The sequence below is a fragment of the Roseibium hamelinense genome, assembly GCF_007830545.1.
GTDB lineage: Bacteria > Pseudomonadota > Alphaproteobacteria > Rhizobiales > Stappiaceae > Roseibium > Roseibium hamelinense.
On the sequence record NZ_VLLF01000008.1, the window covers coordinates 90,706 to 107,794 of the forward strand.

Sequence of the window (17,089 nt, forward strand, 5' to 3'; positions counted from 1 at the left end):
ACTTGGAACGCTCTTGAATTCCGGACAAACCCGCAATTTTTATATAGGTTCGCCAGATAACAGCTTCGGTGCGGGACCTGCAAATCCAGATGCTTCGGAGATGAATTGCGACTTCAGTCCCGGCATGCGATCAACAAGCCCAAGACCGAAGTCTCGAACTGCCCGTAGCATGTCGTTATCATTTGAAAAAAGCCTGTTTAACACATCGGTCACGATGCCCATTTGTAAGGTGTCAAACCGCCTCCAACGCTGATAGCGTTCCAAAACATCCGATGATCCGATGTCTTGTCCAAGACGACGCGCATCGACAATAACCTCGGCGAGCGCGGCAACATCTTTGAAGCCGAGATTGAGCCCTTGACCTGCAATCGGATGAATACCGTGCGCTGCATCGCCGATGAGTGCAAATCTCGGCCGGACGAACTCACGCGCCAGTGTTAGCCCCAGTGGATAGGCATTTTTTGGGCCGCCAAGTTCAATTTTACCAAGGTGGTGTCCGAACCGCCGCTCCAGTTCAAGCTCAAAAGTGAAGTCATCGCTTTTGACAAGACGCTCGGCATCGGCAGTTTTTTCAGTCCAGACCAAGGACGAGCGATTCCCGGGTAACGGAAGGATGGCAAACGGCCCAGCTGGCAGAAAGTGTTCTTCCGCGCGCCCGTCATGCGGGCGCTCGTGCTTGACCATCGTGACAATTCCAGATTGGCCATAGTCCCAGTGCACAGTCTTGATCCCGGCAAGACTTCTTAGCTTGGAACGAACACCGTCGGCTGCGACAAGCAACCGGGCTTCTATCGAAGCACCGCTTTTGAGCTGCACGAGCGTCTTGGTGGTTTCGCTGCGAAAGGTCAGGGCAGTGTCGAGCGCAAAAAACTGAACTCCCAGCGCTTTTGCTGCATTGTGTAGCGCAGGCATCATTTTGCCATTTGGCACCATATGGGCAAAAGGCTCCCCTTTGGTAACCTCACCGTCAAATGTGAGAAAAACCGGTCGCACTACATCCCGAAGTTTGCTGTCCGTTACAATCATCTCGTTGATGGGCTGCGCCGACGGGAGCAACTCTGACCAGAGCCCAAGCTGATCAAGCATCCGGCTGGCAGCGGCAGCTATTGCGGATGCTCGCGGATCTGACGCGAGCTGATCCATCGGTTTTGGATCAACGACCGCGACAGAAAGTGCTGGATCGGCTTTCTGTAACGCAAGTGACAGTGAAAGACCGACATAGCCACCACCGGCAATCACAACATCAAACCGTTGATCCGCATTGTTGGCATTCGCCATCGTGTTCTCCTGAGCCACACATCTTCCCTAAAGGCACCTTGACTTATGCGACCGGCCGCGTCCAAGTCAGGCTCGAAGCCAGCTTTTTCTGGCATAAAATCAGTACAACCACTGTCTTATTTAGCAGGGAACGCGCCGATGAACACGGCCATAGACACGCTTTTGCAAATACTTGACCTGGAGCCGCTCGAACACAATCTGTTTCGTGGTCGCAGCCCCCAAGTCGGCTGGCAACGGGTATTTGGCGGGCAAGTAATCGGGCAGGCTTTGGTTGCGGCATCGCGAACGGTTGTGGAAGACCGTAGCGTTCACTCCCTGCACGGTTACTTTATGCGGCCTGGCGATCCCTCGGTTCCAATCATCTATGAGGTTGACCGGATCCGCGATGGCGGCAGCTTCACCACGCGTCGGGTTGTAGCGATCCAGCACGGAAAAGCGATCTTTTCCATGTCTGCATCCTTTCAAGTTGCCGAAGAAGGCTTGGAACACCAGATCGAGATGCCGGATGTTCCAATGCCCGAAGCATTGCCAAGTGAACAGGATCTCAAGGAGAAGTTTCTCAGCGTTGCGCCAGAAAACGTCCGAAAGTATTGGGAACGAGAACGCCCAATAGAACTGCGGCCGGTTGATCTGACTCATTATTTCAGCCACAAAAAGCTGCCGCCGAGACAGTATGTTTGGGTGCGTGCGACCGGAAAATTACCTGACGAACCACGTATTCACCAATGCGTGCTGGCATATGCCTCTGACATGACCCTGCTGGACACATCGTTGTTTCCACACGGCAAATCAGTATTCAGCAAAAGCATTCAAGCCGCTAGCCTGGACCATGCGATGTGGTTTCACAGGCCGTTTAGAGCAGATGACTGGCTGCTTTACGCAACCGATTCGGTGTCAACGTCAGGCTCACGTGGTATGAATCGCGGACTGATCTACACGCGCGAAGGGCAGCTTATCGCGTCCACCGCTCAAGAAGGTCTTATACGCCTTACGAAAAATGACAATGACGGGTCAGACTGATCCGCGAAAGCCTGTGATTGCCAACGGATTGTCGACCAGCGTTTTCGGGTCCGGTGTGTCCGGGCGCAATGCACCAGTGAAAACTTCGAACATTTTCCGGACGAAACCCTCGGGCAGATTATGTGTGATGAAAACCATACGCGTACGGCGATCTTCGTCCGGCCATGCTTCAAGTGTTGCCGGTGGATGGAAGACATGCTGAACACCATGGATCACAACTGGATGTTCCGGGTCATCAGCGATGCAGACAATTCCTTTGATGCGTAATAGCTTCGGCCCATGAGCTGAGCGCAACAAATCCAGGAACATCTCCAAAGCCGAAGCGGAAACGGGTTGGTCCGTCGCCAACGTAAAAGCCCTGATAGAATCATTGTGACGGTTCACGTCATGAGAATGGTGATGTCCATGATCATGCCCGTGGTCGTGGTCGTGACGGTGGTCCTGGGAGTGAGCATGATTGTCGTATGCTTCCGCATTCAGCCATTTTGCAACATCCGGAATTTTTGACTTCGGATCATATAGTCCGGCATCGAATAACCGTTCCGGAACCGCATCCCCAGCCTGCGTATTCAAGCGGATGGCGCCAGGATTCAAACCCGACAAACGGTCCAACAACTCACTACAATCCAAACCCTCCGCAAAACTGTCTGCTAAGTCGGTTTTGGTTATCACCAGACGATCTGCGACGGCCGCTTGACGCCGCGCCTCTTCGTGGTTGTCCAGGGTCTCAAGCCCGTTGACAGCATCGACCAGGGTCACGACACTCTCAAGGCGATAGCGCATCATGATATATGGATGCAGCATAATCGTATGTAAAATGGGAGAAGGGTCCGCCAAACCGGTGGTTTCGATAACGACCCGGGACAAACGATCCAGTCGGCCGTTGTCGAGCCTGCGCAAAAGATCTTCCAAAGTGGTGACCAAGTCGCCGCGGATCGTACAACACAGGCATCCCGACGACAGCTCAAGCACGCCGTCGTTGGATTGATCAACGAGGAGATGATCCAAACCGATTTCGCCGAACTCGTTAATAATGACGGCTGTATCAGCCATGTCCGGATCTTTAAGGATCCGGTTCAGCAAGGTGGTTTTTCCTGAACCTAGAAAGCCGGTGATGATTGACAGAGGGATCGGCGGCTTCGGACCTTTTTGTTTGGGAGTGTTCTCAGCACGGTTCACCATTGAAGCGGTCTCCTTTGGTGATAGTCGTACCGAATAGCCTTCTAGATTTCCAGATGCCGCGATAAACCTCTAGGTTCTAGGCGCTCGACTTCTCGTACTCCGGAATATCATCATTATCGATGACAACCGGATCAAAATCCACGTCAGCGACCGAGTCTGCTCGCAAATCCGCTTTGTTCTCTGTTGAAACAACCACCCGCACAGCGGCAGCGGCTTTCCGCAAAACGTCAATCACTTCTTCGACGGAGCGTCCCTCCTGCAACTGAGTTGCGGATAGGTCCGCCAAGTCTGCAAGGGCACGAAGAGTTGCCGAAGATCTTGGTTCAGGCATTAGACGATCTCATTCTGCAGCCGGTAGACCTAGCCGATATTATTCAGACACATCAGCGGTGTATCTTGCGGCGGGCGCCGGCGGAGTGTTTCCCGACCTCACTTTTGCAAATTACAGTTAACAGCTCGTAAATCTAAAACCTCCGGTTAGACGCCCAGAGTGTCAGAATGTATTTTTTAGCCTCAATTTTCGGGCCTGGACGGCGGCACAGGTGCCGAAAAGCCAATACCCTTTCGAAACAACGATCCGGGCGACGGATTTTCGACGGCAACACCAGGGCGCTGTGGCGCGTCAGATCCAGAGACCGCCTCGGCAGCAGCGCGCGCAACAGCTGCGGCCAACTGACGTCTAGGATTGGGGGTGGGTATCGGTACATTGATAGCCGGTGCAAGCGCAACCGGCGAAGACGCCCCAGCAGGAACCCGGGTGGTGACAGCGATTGGACGATAAGCGATTCGCCTTGGGCCAATGCTTCTGTCGAGGATTTTGCCCCAATCCGTTTTGCCATTCGCCAACTTGAATTCCTCGGCATCTACCGGCTTGGGCTCTTGTTTTTTGCCCTTAAACAGCCCGGGTATCAACACCCCACCTTCCTTGCGTGCCGGGTTTACCAGCGAGAGAACATTCGTGCTCGGCTGCGCGCCTTGTAGATCGTAGCGAGCCATGATGCCCTTTGCACCGGGTTTGGGATTTCGACGGCAATACCCGTCTGCAGGTGGACGCCCGCCTGCGCGCGGCAACGTGGCGACGGTGAAACGCCCAGAACGTTTTCGGAACCCCTCGTCCATCATGTGGCGGGTATGAGCTATACGCTCAAGACCGGAGGCAGCCCCCATAACAATTGCAATGAGTGTGCGGTTGCCGCGGGTAGCAGTCGCGGCAACGTTGTAGCCGGAATTGCAAATATAGCCAGTCTTCATGCCATTGGCGCCCGGAACCCGCAGGAGATATTCCCGGTTTGCAGAACGAAGTGTTTTCTTTCCGAACTTAATTCCTGGGTGCTTGTAAACATCCCGCGCCTCTGGGAAGTCCTGCCAAAAGGCTTGCGCTAAGATAGCCATATCCCGCGCCGTAGTGATCTGCCGATTGTCGGGAAGCCCGTGTGGGTTCACAAACCGTGTATCGACCATTCCTAGGCGCTTTGCCTCGGCGTTCATCATCGCAATAAATCCGGTTTCAGAACCAGCGATTGCTTCGCCGAGAGCGACGGCAATATCATTTGCAGACTTGATCAGAATAATCTTGAGAGCCGCATCGACGGTAAGTGTGGTCCCAACTCTAAAACCCATTTTGCTCGGTGGTTCGGCAAGGGAATTTTTAGATTGAACAACAACCGAATCGAGGGTCGCGCGCCCTTCCCGAATGGCCTTGTAAGTCACATATGCTGTCATGATTTTGGTGAGGGAAGCCGGGTACCAAAGACGCGTTGGATCTTTCTGATCGAGGACGTCTCCTGTGCGCGCATCTATCAGGATATACGTGCCAATGTCAGCTTTTGCCGGCTGAATCATCACGAAAACCGTTGCGGCACAAAGCGCAGCCAAGCGAAAGCTCGCAATCAAGCGTCTGAATGCTCCGAACACGTGTTCCCCGCTATGTATCACTCGAAAAGGCACTCGATTGAAAGGTTCCAACTAGACCGTAGCGCCATAGTCTTAACTGAAATGTGCCATGATTTGCAAAATCTAACGCAGCGGCACACAGACTTATTACCGCCTTCGTTTCGGGCACATGCCTAAAATGCCGTCAAATCGTTATCGGAACGGCAAAAAATGAATGCCAGAACCCGGGTAAATGCCGCGAGATTCGGAATTGGCCCAAGCTTTGCTCGATGCACTGGCACACAGGGTAAAACACTTGCGTTCGGCACTCATCCAGTTTCAACTCAATGCACGCGCTTCCAAATCACCTACCAGTGGATCATCAGCACCATGTTTCATGCTGAAATAGAAAAAGTTTCAGCTGGTTGCAGGCCGCAGATGCAGCGAACAAGGGGAAAAGCTGAAGTCGGATTTAAAACCGACGACGGATCAACGCGTCTCGCTTCCCTCTTTCAGAGTGGTTCCGCCAAGATCCGGATTCCAAAAATTTACGAGGGTGCGCCGCAGGCCGTCCTGATTAACACGTCAGGCGGCGTAACTGGAGGCGACCAGCTGGCGTATTCTGCGCATTGCTCGGAGGGGACCCATGCAATCGTTACGAGCCAAACAGCAGAAAGGGCTTACCGAGCGTCATTCGAAACCGGACGGATCGACACATGTCTAAGCGCCGAAAACAATTCAACGATCGAGTGGCTCCCGCAGGAAACAATCTTGTTCGATGGGTCCGCGTTGAAGCGAACGCTTACGGCGGACCTCACTGGAGATGCTCGGCTTGTAGCCCTCGAAACGGTGGTGATCGGACGGCGCGCCATGGGCGAAAGGGTCAATCACCTTCACTACCAAGACCGCTGGCGCATCAAGAGAGATGGGAAGCTGACATTTGCCGACGATATCCGGCTCAGCGGAAACCCGGCGCAAATTCTGTCCGGTCCGGCAGCGGGCGAAGGCGCGCACTGTTTTGCGAGCTTCATAGATTGCCGGCCGGACGCGCCACTCTTTTTGGAGGCGGCACGAAAGGCCTTGCAACCCGCGCTCGGCTTGCAAGGCGTACAAGGAGCCGCAAGTGCCTGGAAAGACGTATTAACGACCCGGCTGATTTCAATTGACAGCCAGCAACTGAAAAAAGCGCTGACGATTTTTTTGGAAACATTCCGCAATTGCGCAGTGCCAAGGGTTTGGACCTGTTGAGCTGCGCCAAGGAGATTGACGTTTGAACCTGACCCCACGCGAAAAAGACAAGCTTTTGATTTCGATGGCGGCGATTGTGGCGCGGCGGCGTCTTGAACGCGGCGTTAAACTCAATCACCCCGAGGCAATCGCTCTCATCACCGATTTTGTCATTGAAGGGGCAAGAGATGGGAGATCGGTCGCCGATCTCATGGCGGCCGGCGCGAATGTGCTAACACGCGATCAGGTCATGGAAGGTGTAGCCGAAATGATCCATGACGTTCAAGTAGAGGCGACTTTCCCCGATGGCACCAAGCTCGTCACAGTACACGAGCCAATACGTTAAGTTGCCAACCCGCCGGTGCTTTAAGGAGCTTTGCATGCGTTCTTTTTTATGTCTGTGCATTATCGCCAGCGTCACCAGTCCTGGTTTGGCCCATCCCAGTTTGCAAGATCATGCTTACCCGCATACTGATGCTGCGGGCTACTTCACCATTGAAACTCTTATAATTTTTGCTTTGGGGCTTTCTATCGGCGCCACTGTTGCATGGGTAAAGCGCAAAAAGGACTGAAGAAATGATCCCTGGGGAACTCTTTCCGGCCGATGGTGAGATTGAATTGAATGCCGGTTTGCAGACCATCACGCTTGATGTTGCAAATACAGGCGACCGCCCCATCCAGGTCGGCAGCCACTACCATTTTGCCGAAACCAACTCCGGTTTATCCTTTGACCGTGACGCGGCCCGCGGCATGCGGCTCGATATCCCGGCCGGCACGGCAGTCCGGTTCGAACCAGGGCAAACGCGCAGCGTCACACTTGTTGCCTATCGCGGCGGCCGGACGGTCTATGGTTTCAACCAAAAAGTCATGGGACCGCTCTGAAAGGAGCAGAGAATGTTTCGGAAAGCAGTAATTATCATCGGTTTTGCAGTGAGCCTGCCTGCAGGAAACGCGGCGGCGCAAAAGAGCGTCGACTGCAAATCCCCGGAAACGCAAACCGACATGAATCATTGCGCCGCCCAGGACTGGAAAGCGGCCGATGGCAAGCTGAACGAGGCCTACAAGAAAGCCATGGCGTCGATGAAGAAGACCGACAGCTATTTGCCAAAGGACCAGAAAGGCGCGGCCGACACCTTGCGCGACGCCCAGCGCGACTGGATCCCGTTCCGCGACAAGGCCTGTGCCTCTTATGGGTTCCTGGCCCGGGGCGGAACCATGGAACCCATGCTGGTCGCCAATTGCAAAACAGAAGTGACCCAGCAAAGAACCAAGCAGCTGGAAGAGCTGGCACAGGGGCTTGGCAATTGATAAAGCGCATCGTCACAGCAAGCCTTCTTGCCTCGTTGAGTTGGGTTGCGCCCGCAGCGCCCCAACAACAAATCGATTGTGGCTATCCGCTAAATCGAGATGAGCGTCAATTCTGCGCGGAACAGACATTGGCAGAAGCGGAAGCCGACATGAATGCGTCCTTCGAGAGCGCTTTTGCCAAACTTAGGGCGCTTGATCCAACACTCCCTGAACAATTACAGGGAAGTTTCGCGGCGCTGGAAGAGGCACAAATCTCTTGGCGCGCCTTCCGGCAGAAAGACTGCGATGCCTATGCGGGCCCCTTCCGGGCTGGTGAGGACGGCGAGATGGCATTCCTCGGCTGTATGATCCTTCAAACCCGTCAGCGCTCAGATCAGCTCTCAGCCATGATCGATGACTATGGCGGATAAACAGACCCCCAATTTCGTCCCCGATTGGAGACAACCATGGCCTATAAGATGCCCCGCGCCGCCTATGCGGACATGTTCGGACCGACCACCGGTGACAAGTTGCGCCTGGCGGATACGGATCTCATCATCGAAGTCGAGAAGGACTTCACCACCTATGGCGAGGAAGTGAAATTCGGCGGCGGCAAGGTCATCCGCGACGGCATGGGCCAAAGCCAGGCGCCGCGCTCGGCAGGAGCCGTCGACACCGTCATCACCAACGCTTTGATTGTTGACCATTGGGGCATCGTAAAGGCCGATGTCGGGCTAAAGGACGGCCGCATTGTTGGCATTGGAAAAGCTGGCAACCCAGATGTCCAACCTGGTGTTGACGTCATCATCGGGCCTGGCACAGAAGCGATAGCAGGGGAGGGCAAGATCCTAACGGCAGGCGCGCTTGACGTGCATATCCATTTCATTTGCCCTCAGCAAATCGAAGAAGCCCTCATGTCCGGTGTCACGACGATGCTCGGCGGCGGTACAGGTCCCGCCACCGGCACCAACGCGACCACCTGCACACCCGGCCCTTGGCACATTACACGTATGCTTCAATCGGCCGAGAGCTTCCCGATGAATCTGGCGTTTGCGGGCAAGGGAAATGCGTCGCTGCCCGCCGCGCTTGAAGAACAAATTCTCGCGGGTGCCTCCGCATTGAAGCTGCACGAAGATTGGGGCACCACACCAGCCGCAATAGACACCTGTCTTGCCGTAGCAGACGAGTACGACGTTCAGGTCATGATACACACGGACACGCTGAACGAGTCTGGCTTTGTTGAAAACACCAAAGCTGCGTTTAAGGGCCGCACAATCCATGCCTTCCACACCGAAGGGGCGGGCGGCGGTCATGCGCCAGACATCATCAAAGTGTGCGGTGAAATGAATGTGCTGCCATCGTCCACCAATCCGACACGGCCCTACACAGTCAATACCCTGGAAGAGCATCTCGACATGCTGATGGTTTGCCACCATCTCGACAATTCTATTCCGGAAGATGTTGCATTCGCCGAGAGCCGGATCCGCAAAGAAACAATTGCCGCGGAAGACATCCTCCACGATATCGGAGCATTCTCCATAATTGCTTCGGACAGCCAAGCCATGGGCCGTGTCGGCGAGGTGATTATCCGCACGCTACAAACCGCTCACAAAATGAAAGTACAGCGGGGCCAGCTACAGGAAGAAACCGGTAACAACGATAACTTCCGGGTCAAACGCTATATGGCCAAAATCACGATCAATCCGGCAATCGCACACGGCCTTGATGAACACATAGGGTCAGTTGAGGTCGGCAAGCTGGCAGATCTTTGCCTTTGGGATCCAAAGTTCTTCGGTGTGAAGCCGGATATGGTGATTAAACTGGGTACAATTGCAGCCGCTCCAATGGGTGACCCAAATGCTTCAATTCCGACGCCTCAGCCGGTGCACTACCGGCCCATGTTCGGCGCTTATGGCAAGGCGATGACCCAAAGCCGGGTAACATTTGTTTCTAAGGCAGCGTATGACAACAATGTAAAAGCGAAGGCTGACCTAGATAGCCTTGTCTTGCCTGTCAAAAATGTTCGCGGCGGCATCACGAAAAAGTCGATGATTTTAAACGACGCAACCCCAGAAATTGACGTTCACCCGGAAACATATGAGGTGCGGGCAAACGGCGAACTCCTGACATGCGAACCAGCGGAAATCTTGCCGATGGCCCAGCGCTACTTCCTGTTCTAATGTTTGCCAAACAGGGGATATTCTCGGTGTATAAACTCATTGGATTCCCGCAAACCCGCGCCATGCGGGTTATGTGGATGCTCGAAGAACTCGGCGAGCCTTACGAAATCGATCCAGCGTTGCCACAATCCGAGGCAGCCAAAGCCATTAATCCAAGCGGTAAAGTTCCAGCACTTTGTGATGGCGACCTGATCGTGACAGAGTCTGTAGCGATCTGCACCTATCTGGCGGACAAGCATGGCAAATTCACGTTTCCAGCCGGAACGCCGGCACGCGCTCAGCAAGACAGTATCACCCAATTCGCCGTGGACGTTCTGGAAGGCGCGCTTTGGACATCAGCCAAGAATACTTTCGTGAATCCGGAAAGCAAAAGGGTTCCAGAAATTAAAGATGTCTGCCGCTACGAATTTGGGCAGGGGTTAAAGACGCTTGAGCACAGGCTTGGCGATGGCCGCTATGCCATGGGCGAACAATTTACCGTTCCTGACATCATACTGGGTCACTGCTCAGGATGGGCCAAAGTGGCGAATTTTGAATTGCCGTCCGAAGGTACGGTCTATGACTATTTCAAACGGCTTCGATCGCGCGATGGTTACAAGGCCACGACAACCAAGGTAAAGGCCGCGCTATGATCAGAGTTAAGGCCGTTAAACTGGCCGGGACATGGACCGGCAAACCAATTGCACGGGTGACCCTTGATCGGGAAGACCGTTATCGGCGGCGGGCCGTTCTATCCGCTGATAACGGAACGTCTTTCCTGCTTGATGAACCCACTGCCGTCCATCTGCGCCACGGCGATTGCTTGGAACTTGAAGATGGAACATTTATCGAGGTTGTCGCGAAGTGTGAGGATCTGGTCGATATCACCGCCGGAGATTCAGCACATCTAATTAAAATCGCTTGGCACCTTGGAAACCGCCATCTTCCGACACAACTCTTGGGTAACACCCTTCGAATCCGACGTGACCATGTGATTGAAAGCATGGTAGAGCAGCTGGGCGGGCGGCTGGTGCCGGTATCAGCGCCGTTTGACCCGGAGGGCGGTGCATATGGCCGTGGCCAGACTCACGGGCACGGTCACCATGGTCACAGTCATGGATGACCCACTCTCAACAAAAGCATTGTATAAGCTGCTTTCCTTTCTTTCACCTGCATTTCCAATCGGGGCGTTTACTTACTCGCACGGTTTAGAAAATGCGGTTGAAAACGGTTCAGTCACACATGCTGCCTCTCTTGTAGAATGGCTTACGAGTATTATGTGGTGTGGGGCCGGCCGGTCTGATGCTATTTTATTGAAAGAAGCACACCAGGCTGCCCTTCAAGGAGATCGGGAAACACTCATTGAACTCCGAGAACTCGGCCTCGCATTGCAACCTTCAAAAGAACGCTCTTTGGAGACATGTGCACAAGGCACCGCGTTTTTTAAGGCCGTCACCCAGAGTTGGCCGCCTTCCGGGGAGAGCCCGGCAATACTCGCTTTCAATGACCTTTCAGAAGGTTCAACAATCTGGCCATATCCGGCGGCCGTCGGGCTTTGCTGCGCTGCGCATGGCGTACCGGTAGAGGCCGCAACAATAGGGTTTCTCCAGGCGTTTGCGGCAAATATCGTCTCGGCAGCGATTAGAACGGTCCCACTCGGTCAGACGGAAGCTCAAACGGTTCTGGCGAAATTGGAATTCACTATCTTTCAGGTGGCAGAGGAAGCAGCAAGATCGGACATAGGTGACCTTGGGACATCGACCTTTCTGGCCGACATTGCGTCCATGAAACACGAAACCCAATATTCAAGGCTATTTCGCTCATGACGTTCACAAACGGCCCGCTCCGGGTAGGTATTGGTGGTCCAGTTGGGGCCGGCAAAACCACCTTAACTGAAAAACTATGCAAAGCGATGCGCGAGCAATTTTCACTCGCGGTGATTACCAACGACATTTACACTCGCGAAGATGCCGAGGCATTGATGCGCTCTCAAGCCCTGACAACCGATAGAATCCGGGGCGTCGAAACAGGCGGCTGCCCGCACACCGCAATCCGCGAGGACGCATCAATAAACCTGGCCGCGGTTCAAGATTTAACTGCGAGTTTTCCAGATCTCGATCTCATCCTAATCGAATCAGGTGGAGACAACCTTGCTGCAACTTTTTCACCTGAGCTCGCCGATTTAACGATTTACGTCATTGACGTGGCAGCGGGTGAGGAAATTCCGCGAAAAGGTGGCCCCGGCATTACGCGGTCCGATTTGCTAGTCATCAATAAGACGGACCTCGCTCCTTATGTCGGCGCAAGCCTGGACGTTATGAACCGGGATGCCTCAAAAATGCGAAAGGACCGGCCATTTATCTTTGCCAATATGCGCTCCGGAACCGGCATAGAGAACATAATTGAGTTTCTTATCACCAAAGGCGGGCTCCGATCTTAATCGGTTAACGGCAGACAAGCAGCATTCACCGGGTTGTTACCGACGGTCGCATGGCGCTTCCGATTGGTTGTTTTGAACGTTATCAAACCACTCCCCAGCTCAAAAGGACCCGAGAGAAATGGCTCTCTGGCTACCTTTGGAAAGGACTGGACTATTGGCAAAAGCATTTGTGACCCTTGTAGGGGCAACACTCGCGTCATTGGCAGCGATCGCTGTTGCTCAAGCGGAACCGCTGACAAACATCGGCAGTGGCCGAGGTGGTGTTCTTGTTGATCTGCATGGCGGAACCATCAACGCACCAATCGCAAAACCCGCCGAAGTGGATGCTTCGACAATCCCAGCCGGCCGCGGCAGCCCTCTTCATACATTGCTGGCTGAACCAAGCAACGCGCCAGTTTCTAGCACCGAGAGCTCCGCCGGTAACCCCGGATTCATCAAAATAGGCCCAACACGCGGCGGTGTCATTGTTCCAAAATAAGAACCAATGGATATGCATGTATGGGGAGCCTCATGGCTCCCCATCGCCCTCAAGGATCATGGGTTGAAAAATCACACTGTCCCAAGCATACAAAAAACGGACAGCCATGGGATTTCAGACATGATGTATGATGGCATCAACTTGATCGGGGCGTTTGTTGCTGCGGTTGGGAGTTTTGTTTTTGGCGCGCTTTGGTACGGCCTGCTCGGCAAAACCTGGACAAAAGCGGCCAACTTGAAAGCTGACGAAACCAAGCCGGCCATCTCGACTATGGCGATTGCCTTTTTCTGCCAATTTGTCATGGCCTTCGTTTTTGCCGGAGTTATTTACCATGTCGCGGGAACCTCCGTCCGGACCGGCTTAATCTCAGCCATCATGCTGGGCGTAGGAATAATTTTTCCAACCCTTATCGCAAATCATCGATTTCAGAATCAGCCGTGGACACTCACCTTCATAGATGGCGGCCACTGGATTGGGGTGCTGTTGGTTCAGGGAGTTTTGATCGGGCTAGTCGGAGACTTTCCGGCATAAAAGCGCAGTTTCCCTTACGACAAACGGATACGGCTACGAAAGTACCAGCTCGTAGCATATGGACGCTGCCAAAGCTGATAAGCATAATGTCGCCGACAAAACAGGGGCGTAGAGCAGATAGAGCTGCAAAATGGCCTCGTTTGTGGCGTCTGGGAGGTTATTCAAATGTCAGCCAATGTTTTCCCCGTTCCGGCGGATGTCGCAGCGCGCGCACATATTGACGAGCAGAAATATACCGAAATGTACCGCCGGTCGGTCGAGGATCCGGATGGATTCTGGGGCGAACACGGCAAACGCCTTGACTGGATAAAGCCGTATTCGAGAGTTAAAAATACTTCCTACGACTTTCACAACGTCTCTATTAAATGGTTCGAAGACGGAACGCTCAATGTTTCCGCAAATTGCGTTGACCGCCATCTTGAGACACGCGGTGACCAACCTGCAATCATCTGGGAAGCTGATGATCCTAACGAACACAAGGTTATCACTTACAAAGAGCTGCATCATGAAGTGAACAAGTTCGCCAATGTGCTTCACGGGCAAGGCGTTAAGAAGGGTGATCGTGTTACTATCTATTTGCCGATGATCCCCGAGGCGGCCTATGCCATGTTGGCTTGCGCACGCATTGGAGCCATACATTCCATCGTCTTTGGCGGTTTTTCGCCGGACAGTCTCGCTCAGCGTATAGACAGCTGTAAGAGCAATTGCATTATCACCGCTGACGAAGGCCTGCGCGGCGGCCGGAAAGTGCCGCTAAAGGCCAATGTCGACAAAGCTGTCGAAAAGGCACCGGTCGACTGCGTCATTGTTGTGAAGCGGACCGGCAGTGAAATTACCATGAAAGACGGCCGAGATGTCTGGTATCATGATGAAGCCGACCGTGTTTCCGATCACTGTGCGCCCGTGGAAATGAACGCGGAAGATCCGCTTTTTATCCTCTACACCTCAGGCTCCACGGGCCAGCCCAAGGGAGTTGTGCACACGACGGGCGGATATCTCGTGTATGCATCAATGACCCATAAGTACGTCTTCGACTACCATGACGGCGATGTGTATTGGTGCACGGCGGATGTCGGCTGGGTGACCGGCCACAGTTATATTGTCTACGGACCGCTTGCGAACGGCGCCACCACATTGATGTTTGAAGGGGTGCCGACATATCCAGGGCCCGGACGTTTCTGGGAAGTATGCGACAAACACAACGTAAATATTTTCTACACAGCACCGACCGCAATCCGGGCACTGATGGGCGCAGGTGATGAGCACGTCACCAAGACTTCGCGGAAATCACTTCGCTTGCTCGGATCGGTTGGAGAACCCATTAATCCAGAGGCGTGGACCTGGTATCACAACGTCGTCGGGGAGGGGCGTTGCCCTATTGTAGATACCTGGTGGCAGACCGAAACCGGCGGTATTTTGATCACGCCGTTGCCCGGCGCAACACCTTTGAAGCCTGGTTCTGCTACGCGTCCGTTTTTTGGAGTGCAGCCGGCTATCGTAGATGCAGAAGGCAACTTTCTTGATGGCGCGACAGAAGGTAACCTCGTTATCACCGACAGCTGGCCAGGCCAGATGCGCACGGTCTATGGCGACCATGAACGTTTTGTGCAGACCTATTTTGCAACCTATAAGGGGCTATACTTCACCGGCGATGGCTGCCGACGTGACGGGGACGGCTATTATTGGATCACCGGTCGCGTTGACGATGTGATCAACGTATCTGGACACCGCATGGGTACGGCAGAAGTCGAAAGTGCTCTTGTTGCACACCCAAAGGTCTCTGAAGCCGCCGTTGTTGGCTATCCGCATGATATTAAAGGCCAAGGTATCTATGCCTATGTCACTCTCATGGAGGGTGAAGAGCCGACAGACAGTTTGAAAAAGGAACTGGTGACGCATGTCAGATCGGAAATCGGCCCAATCGCCTCCCCAGACCTGATTCAGTTTGCGCCAGGACTGCCCAAAACCCGTTCCGGCAAGATTATGCGCCGAATTTTGCGGAAAATCGCCGAAGACAGTTTCGATAGTTTGGGCGATACGTCAACACTGGCAGATCCAGCGGTCGTTGATGATCTAATCGACAACAGGCAAAACCGGGCCTGACAACAAAAAAAGCGCAGCTCTTGAAGCTGCACTTTTTTACCCATGCGTTTTCGAGCGGGACTACATTGCAAGATAGATCGCCTGGATGCGCTTTGCAATGTTCCCAAACGCGTTTATCAGCTCTTCGTTGTTCGTAGCTTGATAGTAAGTATTACTGTCTCGGCTTGAGTATTCTGTTGCGCAGCTTTGCATATTTCGCGCCCCAACCGAGCTATTGTTCGAACCGAAGTAGACCGAATAAACCTTGATACCCGCCGCCTTCATGTTGTCACAAAGATCTCTCTGTGTTTGCGACGACTGATTGTTATAGGATACGCTTTCAGATAATTCGACCCATTGGTCGGAACAAGTTCGGTTCCACCAAGGACCTGTGCAATAGTTCCCATAGTCGTAGTAGCGGTTATTATCGCCGTCAGTCATGATAATGGCGTATTTGTTGACGTCATCATCATTGTATGATGCTGGCCAGCTTTCCTCAGGCCAGACATCGCTGTAATTCGGCGAAAGCGCATTCCAGCCCCAGATCACACCGGTATGACCAGCCGTTCCACCTGAATCTCTCAAGGCATCGATAGCGGGAAGCAGCTTGGTTCGGTCAGCAGTCAGCGGAATCATCTCCGAGCTCGACGAACATCCATAGCTATAACCGTAAAAAGTTTCGTATGGCGGAGCTTCACCGTCTTCGAAATCCTCGAAGTAGTCGTATGGCTTGTCGGTGAGAGCAACATTCTCGGAGCCATAGTCTTGCCGCTCCGTCACACAATCGTTTTCGGGCAAAGGATAGTAAACCCCACCTCTTACTTGATCAGCGTATTCGCCCAAATTGACGCCCTGGCTATACGGCACGAGAGCAATCCTAAACTTGCTGTCGTTTGTGTCGGTGTCGGCTGGGATCAAGATATCAACCAATGCTGTGGACGCTGTTCTCAAAGTTCTCATGTCACTGGAACTCATTGAGCCGGTGACATCGACAATCAGCGCGATTTCAACATCGAAGCGGGAATAATTCACCATCGCCTCGACGCCGATATCGATGGTTTCGGGCCCCATACCGCCCATTCGCATGAAAGTTGTGTCAGCGGACACGCTTGAGCTGACTTCAATAGTTCCCATGTCTGGATCAACAGTAAAACTGAGATTTGAAAGGGCGTAGCCCTTAAGTCCCATTCCTTCCAAGTTAGCTTCAAACGAAGCTTTCAGGAGGTTCTCGATCTCCGTGTCACTCATTTCATTGACGGATAACTCAGTCGCCACGGTCAATGCAGCTGCATCAAGCGCCTGGGCCAATTGATCGCGATTTTTGTAAGCGTTGCTCATGTCAATTGCCGCGCCAGTGACTACGATCACCAGGAAAGCACTTACAGCGAAAATGGGCAAAAACGACGCAGACACGTCGTTCGAAAATCGCTTTGTGTTAAGAAGAAGCGTACTCACATGTGAGCAAAGCATTTTTAGCTCCGGATTCTGGTCCTTTCGAAACAACACCACGAAATCGACAGAAAACTGTTAAAA

20 protein-coding genes are annotated in these 17,089 nt (G+C 53.3%); 15 read left to right on the forward strand and 5 right to left on the reverse strand.

The features are described from left to right. Positions 1 to 39: 39 nt before the first annotated feature. Entirely contained in the window at positions 40 to 1,278 is a 1,239-nt protein-coding gene (locus tag JM93_RS15960; protein ID WP_145345465.1) for a ubiquinone biosynthesis hydroxylase, read from the reverse strand. A gap of 138 nt (positions 1,279 to 1,416) precedes the next feature. Here JM93_RS15960 and tesB point away from each other — a divergent pair, with 138 nt between their 5' ends. After that, positions 1,417 to 2,298, forward strand: a complete 882-nt coding sequence (gene tesB, locus JM93_RS15965) for an acyl-CoA thioesterase II (protein ID WP_145345467.1) — start codon at positions 1,417 to 1,419, stop codon at positions 2,296 to 2,298. On the opposite strand, the gene JM93_RS15970 is transcribed toward tesB, so the two are convergent. The 3 genes from JM93_RS15970 to JM93_RS15980 all read right to left on the reverse strand — a co-directional run bounded on the left by JM93_RS15970 (position 2,290) and on the right by JM93_RS15980 (position 5,373). After that, entirely contained in the window at positions 2,290 to 3,480 is a 1,191-nt protein-coding gene (locus JM93_RS15970) for a CobW family GTP-binding protein (RefSeq protein WP_145345469.1), read from the reverse strand. The two genes, tesB and JM93_RS15970, sit on opposite strands and share 9 nt — an antisense overlap. Before the next feature lie 76 nt (positions 3,481 to 3,556). Next, on the reverse strand, positions 3,557 to 3,811 hold the full coding sequence (locus tag JM93_RS15975) for a hypothetical protein (RefSeq protein WP_145345471.1): 255 nt from the start codon (positions 3,809 to 3,811) through the stop codon (positions 3,557 to 3,559). Positions 3,812 to 3,993: 182 nt separating this feature from the next. Then, the gene (locus JM93_RS15980) at positions 3,994 to 5,373 is read right to left on the reverse strand and encodes a D-alanyl-D-alanine carboxypeptidase family protein (RefSeq protein WP_208995224.1); all 1,380 of its coding nucleotides are present in this window, start codon (positions 5,371 to 5,373) and stop codon (positions 3,994 to 3,996) included. A gap of 417 nt (positions 5,374 to 5,790) precedes the next feature. On the opposite strand from JM93_RS15980, the gene JM93_RS15985 reads away from it, so the two are divergent. From JM93_RS15985 to acs, 14 genes are all read left to right on the forward strand, one after another. Beyond that, entirely contained in the window at positions 5,791 to 6,600 is an 810-nt protein-coding gene (locus JM93_RS15985) for an urease accessory protein UreD (protein WP_208995226.1), read from the forward strand. Positions 6,601 to 6,622: 22 nt separating this feature from the next. Further along, positions 6,623 to 6,925 (forward strand): urease subunit gamma, encoded by a 303-nt coding sequence (locus tag JM93_RS15990; RefSeq protein WP_145345475.1) that lies wholly within the window; start codon positions 6,623 to 6,625, stop codon positions 6,923 to 6,925. 34 nt (positions 6,926 to 6,959) lie between these two features. Continuing rightward, positions 6,960 to 7,151: a hypothetical protein gene (locus tag JM93_RS15995; RefSeq protein ID WP_145345477.1), complete on the forward strand. Its 192-nt coding sequence runs from the start codon at positions 6,960 to 6,962 to the stop codon at positions 7,149 to 7,151. A gap of 4 nt (positions 7,152 to 7,155) precedes the next feature. Continuing rightward, on the forward strand, positions 7,156 to 7,461 hold the full coding sequence (locus JM93_RS16000; RefSeq protein WP_145345479.1) for an urease subunit beta: 306 nt from the start codon (positions 7,156 to 7,158) through the stop codon (positions 7,459 to 7,461). Positions 7,462 to 7,473: 12 nt separating this feature from the next. Continuing rightward, entirely contained in the window at positions 7,474 to 7,887 is a 414-nt protein-coding gene (locus JM93_RS16005) for a lysozyme inhibitor LprI family protein (protein WP_145345481.1), read from the forward strand. Next, positions 7,884 to 8,297 carry a lysozyme inhibitor LprI family protein gene (locus JM93_RS16010; protein WP_145345483.1) on the forward strand — a complete coding sequence of 138 codons (414 nt, stop codon included), beginning with the start codon at positions 7,884 to 7,886 and terminating at the stop codon, positions 8,295 to 8,297. The genes JM93_RS16005 and JM93_RS16010 overlap by 4 nt, the downstream gene beginning before the upstream one ends. A gap of 36 nt (positions 8,298 to 8,333) precedes the next feature. Continuing rightward, the gene (gene ureC / locus JM93_RS16015) at positions 8,334 to 10,046 is read left to right on the forward strand and encodes an urease subunit alpha (protein ID WP_145345485.1); all 1,713 of its coding nucleotides are present in this window, start codon (positions 8,334 to 8,336) and stop codon (positions 10,044 to 10,046) included. Between the two features lie 26 nt (positions 10,047 to 10,072). Next, positions 10,073 to 10,678 carry a glutathione S-transferase family protein gene (locus JM93_RS16020; protein ID WP_145345487.1) on the forward strand — a complete coding sequence of 202 codons (606 nt, stop codon included), beginning with the start codon at positions 10,073 to 10,075 and terminating at the stop codon, positions 10,676 to 10,678. Further along, positions 10,675 to 11,148 carry an urease accessory protein UreE gene (locus tag JM93_RS16025; RefSeq protein ID WP_145345489.1) on the forward strand — a complete coding sequence of 158 codons (474 nt, stop codon included), beginning with the start codon at positions 10,675 to 10,677 and terminating at the stop codon, positions 11,146 to 11,148. The genes JM93_RS16020 and JM93_RS16025 overlap by 4 nt, the downstream gene beginning before the upstream one ends. Further along, positions 11,141 to 11,851 (forward strand): urease accessory protein UreF, encoded by a 711-nt coding sequence (locus JM93_RS16030; RefSeq protein WP_145345817.1) that lies wholly within the window; start codon positions 11,141 to 11,143, stop codon positions 11,849 to 11,851. Before JM93_RS16025 ends, JM93_RS16030 begins: the two co-directional genes overlap by 8 nt. Next, entirely contained in the window at positions 11,848 to 12,465 is a 618-nt protein-coding gene (ureG, locus tag JM93_RS16035) for an urease accessory protein UreG (RefSeq protein WP_145345491.1), read from the forward strand. Before JM93_RS16030 ends, ureG begins: the two co-directional genes overlap by 4 nt. Positions 12,466 to 12,619: 154 nt before the next feature. Further along, positions 12,620 to 12,943: a hypothetical protein gene (locus JM93_RS16040; protein WP_145345493.1), complete on the forward strand. Its 324-nt coding sequence runs from the start codon at positions 12,620 to 12,622 to the stop codon at positions 12,941 to 12,943. Between the two features lie 120 nt (positions 12,944 to 13,063). Next, the gene (locus JM93_RS16045) at positions 13,064 to 13,474 is read left to right on the forward strand and encodes a DUF1761 domain-containing protein (RefSeq protein WP_145345819.1); all 411 of its coding nucleotides are present in this window, start codon (positions 13,064 to 13,066) and stop codon (positions 13,472 to 13,474) included. A gap of 165 nt (positions 13,475 to 13,639) precedes the next feature. Next, a complete protein-coding gene (acs, locus tag JM93_RS16050) occupies positions 13,640 to 15,577 on the forward strand; it encodes an acetate--CoA ligase (protein WP_145345495.1) in 1,938 nt (645 codons plus the stop codon). A gap of 60 nt (positions 15,578 to 15,637) precedes the next feature. On the opposite strand, the gene JM93_RS16055 is transcribed toward acs, so the two are convergent. Then, the gene (locus JM93_RS16055) at positions 15,638 to 17,026 is read right to left on the reverse strand and encodes a pilus assembly protein TadG-related protein (protein ID WP_145345497.1); all 1,389 of its coding nucleotides are present in this window, start codon (positions 17,024 to 17,026) and stop codon (positions 15,638 to 15,640) included. Positions 17,027 to 17,089 lie beyond the last annotated feature (63 nt).

Excerpts from the sequence above, each read along its gene's own strand:
- acs (WP_145345495.1), top strand. The coding sequence starts at position 13,640 with ATGTCAGCCAATGTTTTCCCCGTTCCGGCGGATGTCGCAGCGCGCGCA.
- JM93_RS15975 (WP_145345471.1), bottom strand. The coding sequence starts at position 3,811 with ATGCCTGAACCAAGATCTTCGGCAACTCTTCGTGCCCTTGCAGACTTG.
- JM93_RS16000 (WP_145345479.1), top strand. The coding sequence starts at position 7,156 with ATGATCCCTGGGGAACTCTTTCCGGCCGATGGTGAGATTGAATTGAAT.
- JM93_RS16025 (WP_145345489.1), top strand. The coding sequence starts at position 10,675 with ATGATCAGAGTTAAGGCCGTTAAACTGGCCGGGACATGGACCGGCAAA.
- JM93_RS16045 (WP_145345819.1), top strand. The coding sequence starts at position 13,064 with ATGATGTATGATGGCATCAACTTGATCGGGGCGTTTGTTGCTGCGGTT.
- JM93_RS16030 (WP_145345817.1), top strand. The coding sequence starts at position 11,141 with ATGGATGACCCACTCTCAACAAAAGCATTGTATAAGCTGCTTTCCTTT.
- tesB (WP_145345467.1), top strand. The coding sequence starts at position 1,417 with ATGAACACGGCCATAGACACGCTTTTGCAAATACTTGACCTGGAGCCG.
- JM93_RS15995 (WP_145345477.1), top strand. The coding sequence starts at position 6,960 with ATGCGTTCTTTTTTATGTCTGTGCATTATCGCCAGCGTCACCAGTCCT.
- ureC (WP_145345485.1), top strand. The coding sequence starts at position 8,334 with ATGGCCTATAAGATGCCCCGCGCCGCCTATGCGGACATGTTCGGACCG.
- JM93_RS15970 (WP_145345469.1), bottom strand. The coding sequence starts at position 3,480 with ATGGTGAACCGTGCTGAGAACACTCCCAAACAAAAAGGTCCGAAGCCG.
- JM93_RS15960 (WP_145345465.1), bottom strand. The coding sequence starts at position 1,278 with ATGGCGAATGCCAACAATGCGGATCAACGGTTTGATGTTGTGATTGCC.
- JM93_RS16055 (WP_145345497.1), bottom strand. The coding sequence starts at position 17,026 with ATGCTTTGCTCACATGTGAGTACGCTTCTTCTTAACACAAAGCGATTT.
- JM93_RS16005 (WP_145345481.1), top strand. The coding sequence starts at position 7,474 with ATGTTTCGGAAAGCAGTAATTATCATCGGTTTTGCAGTGAGCCTGCCT.
- JM93_RS15985 (WP_208995226.1), top strand. The coding sequence starts at position 5,791 with ATGCAGCGAACAAGGGGAAAAGCTGAAGTCGGATTTAAAACCGACGAC.
- ureG (WP_145345491.1), top strand. The coding sequence starts at position 11,848 with ATGACGTTCACAAACGGCCCGCTCCGGGTAGGTATTGGTGGTCCAGTT.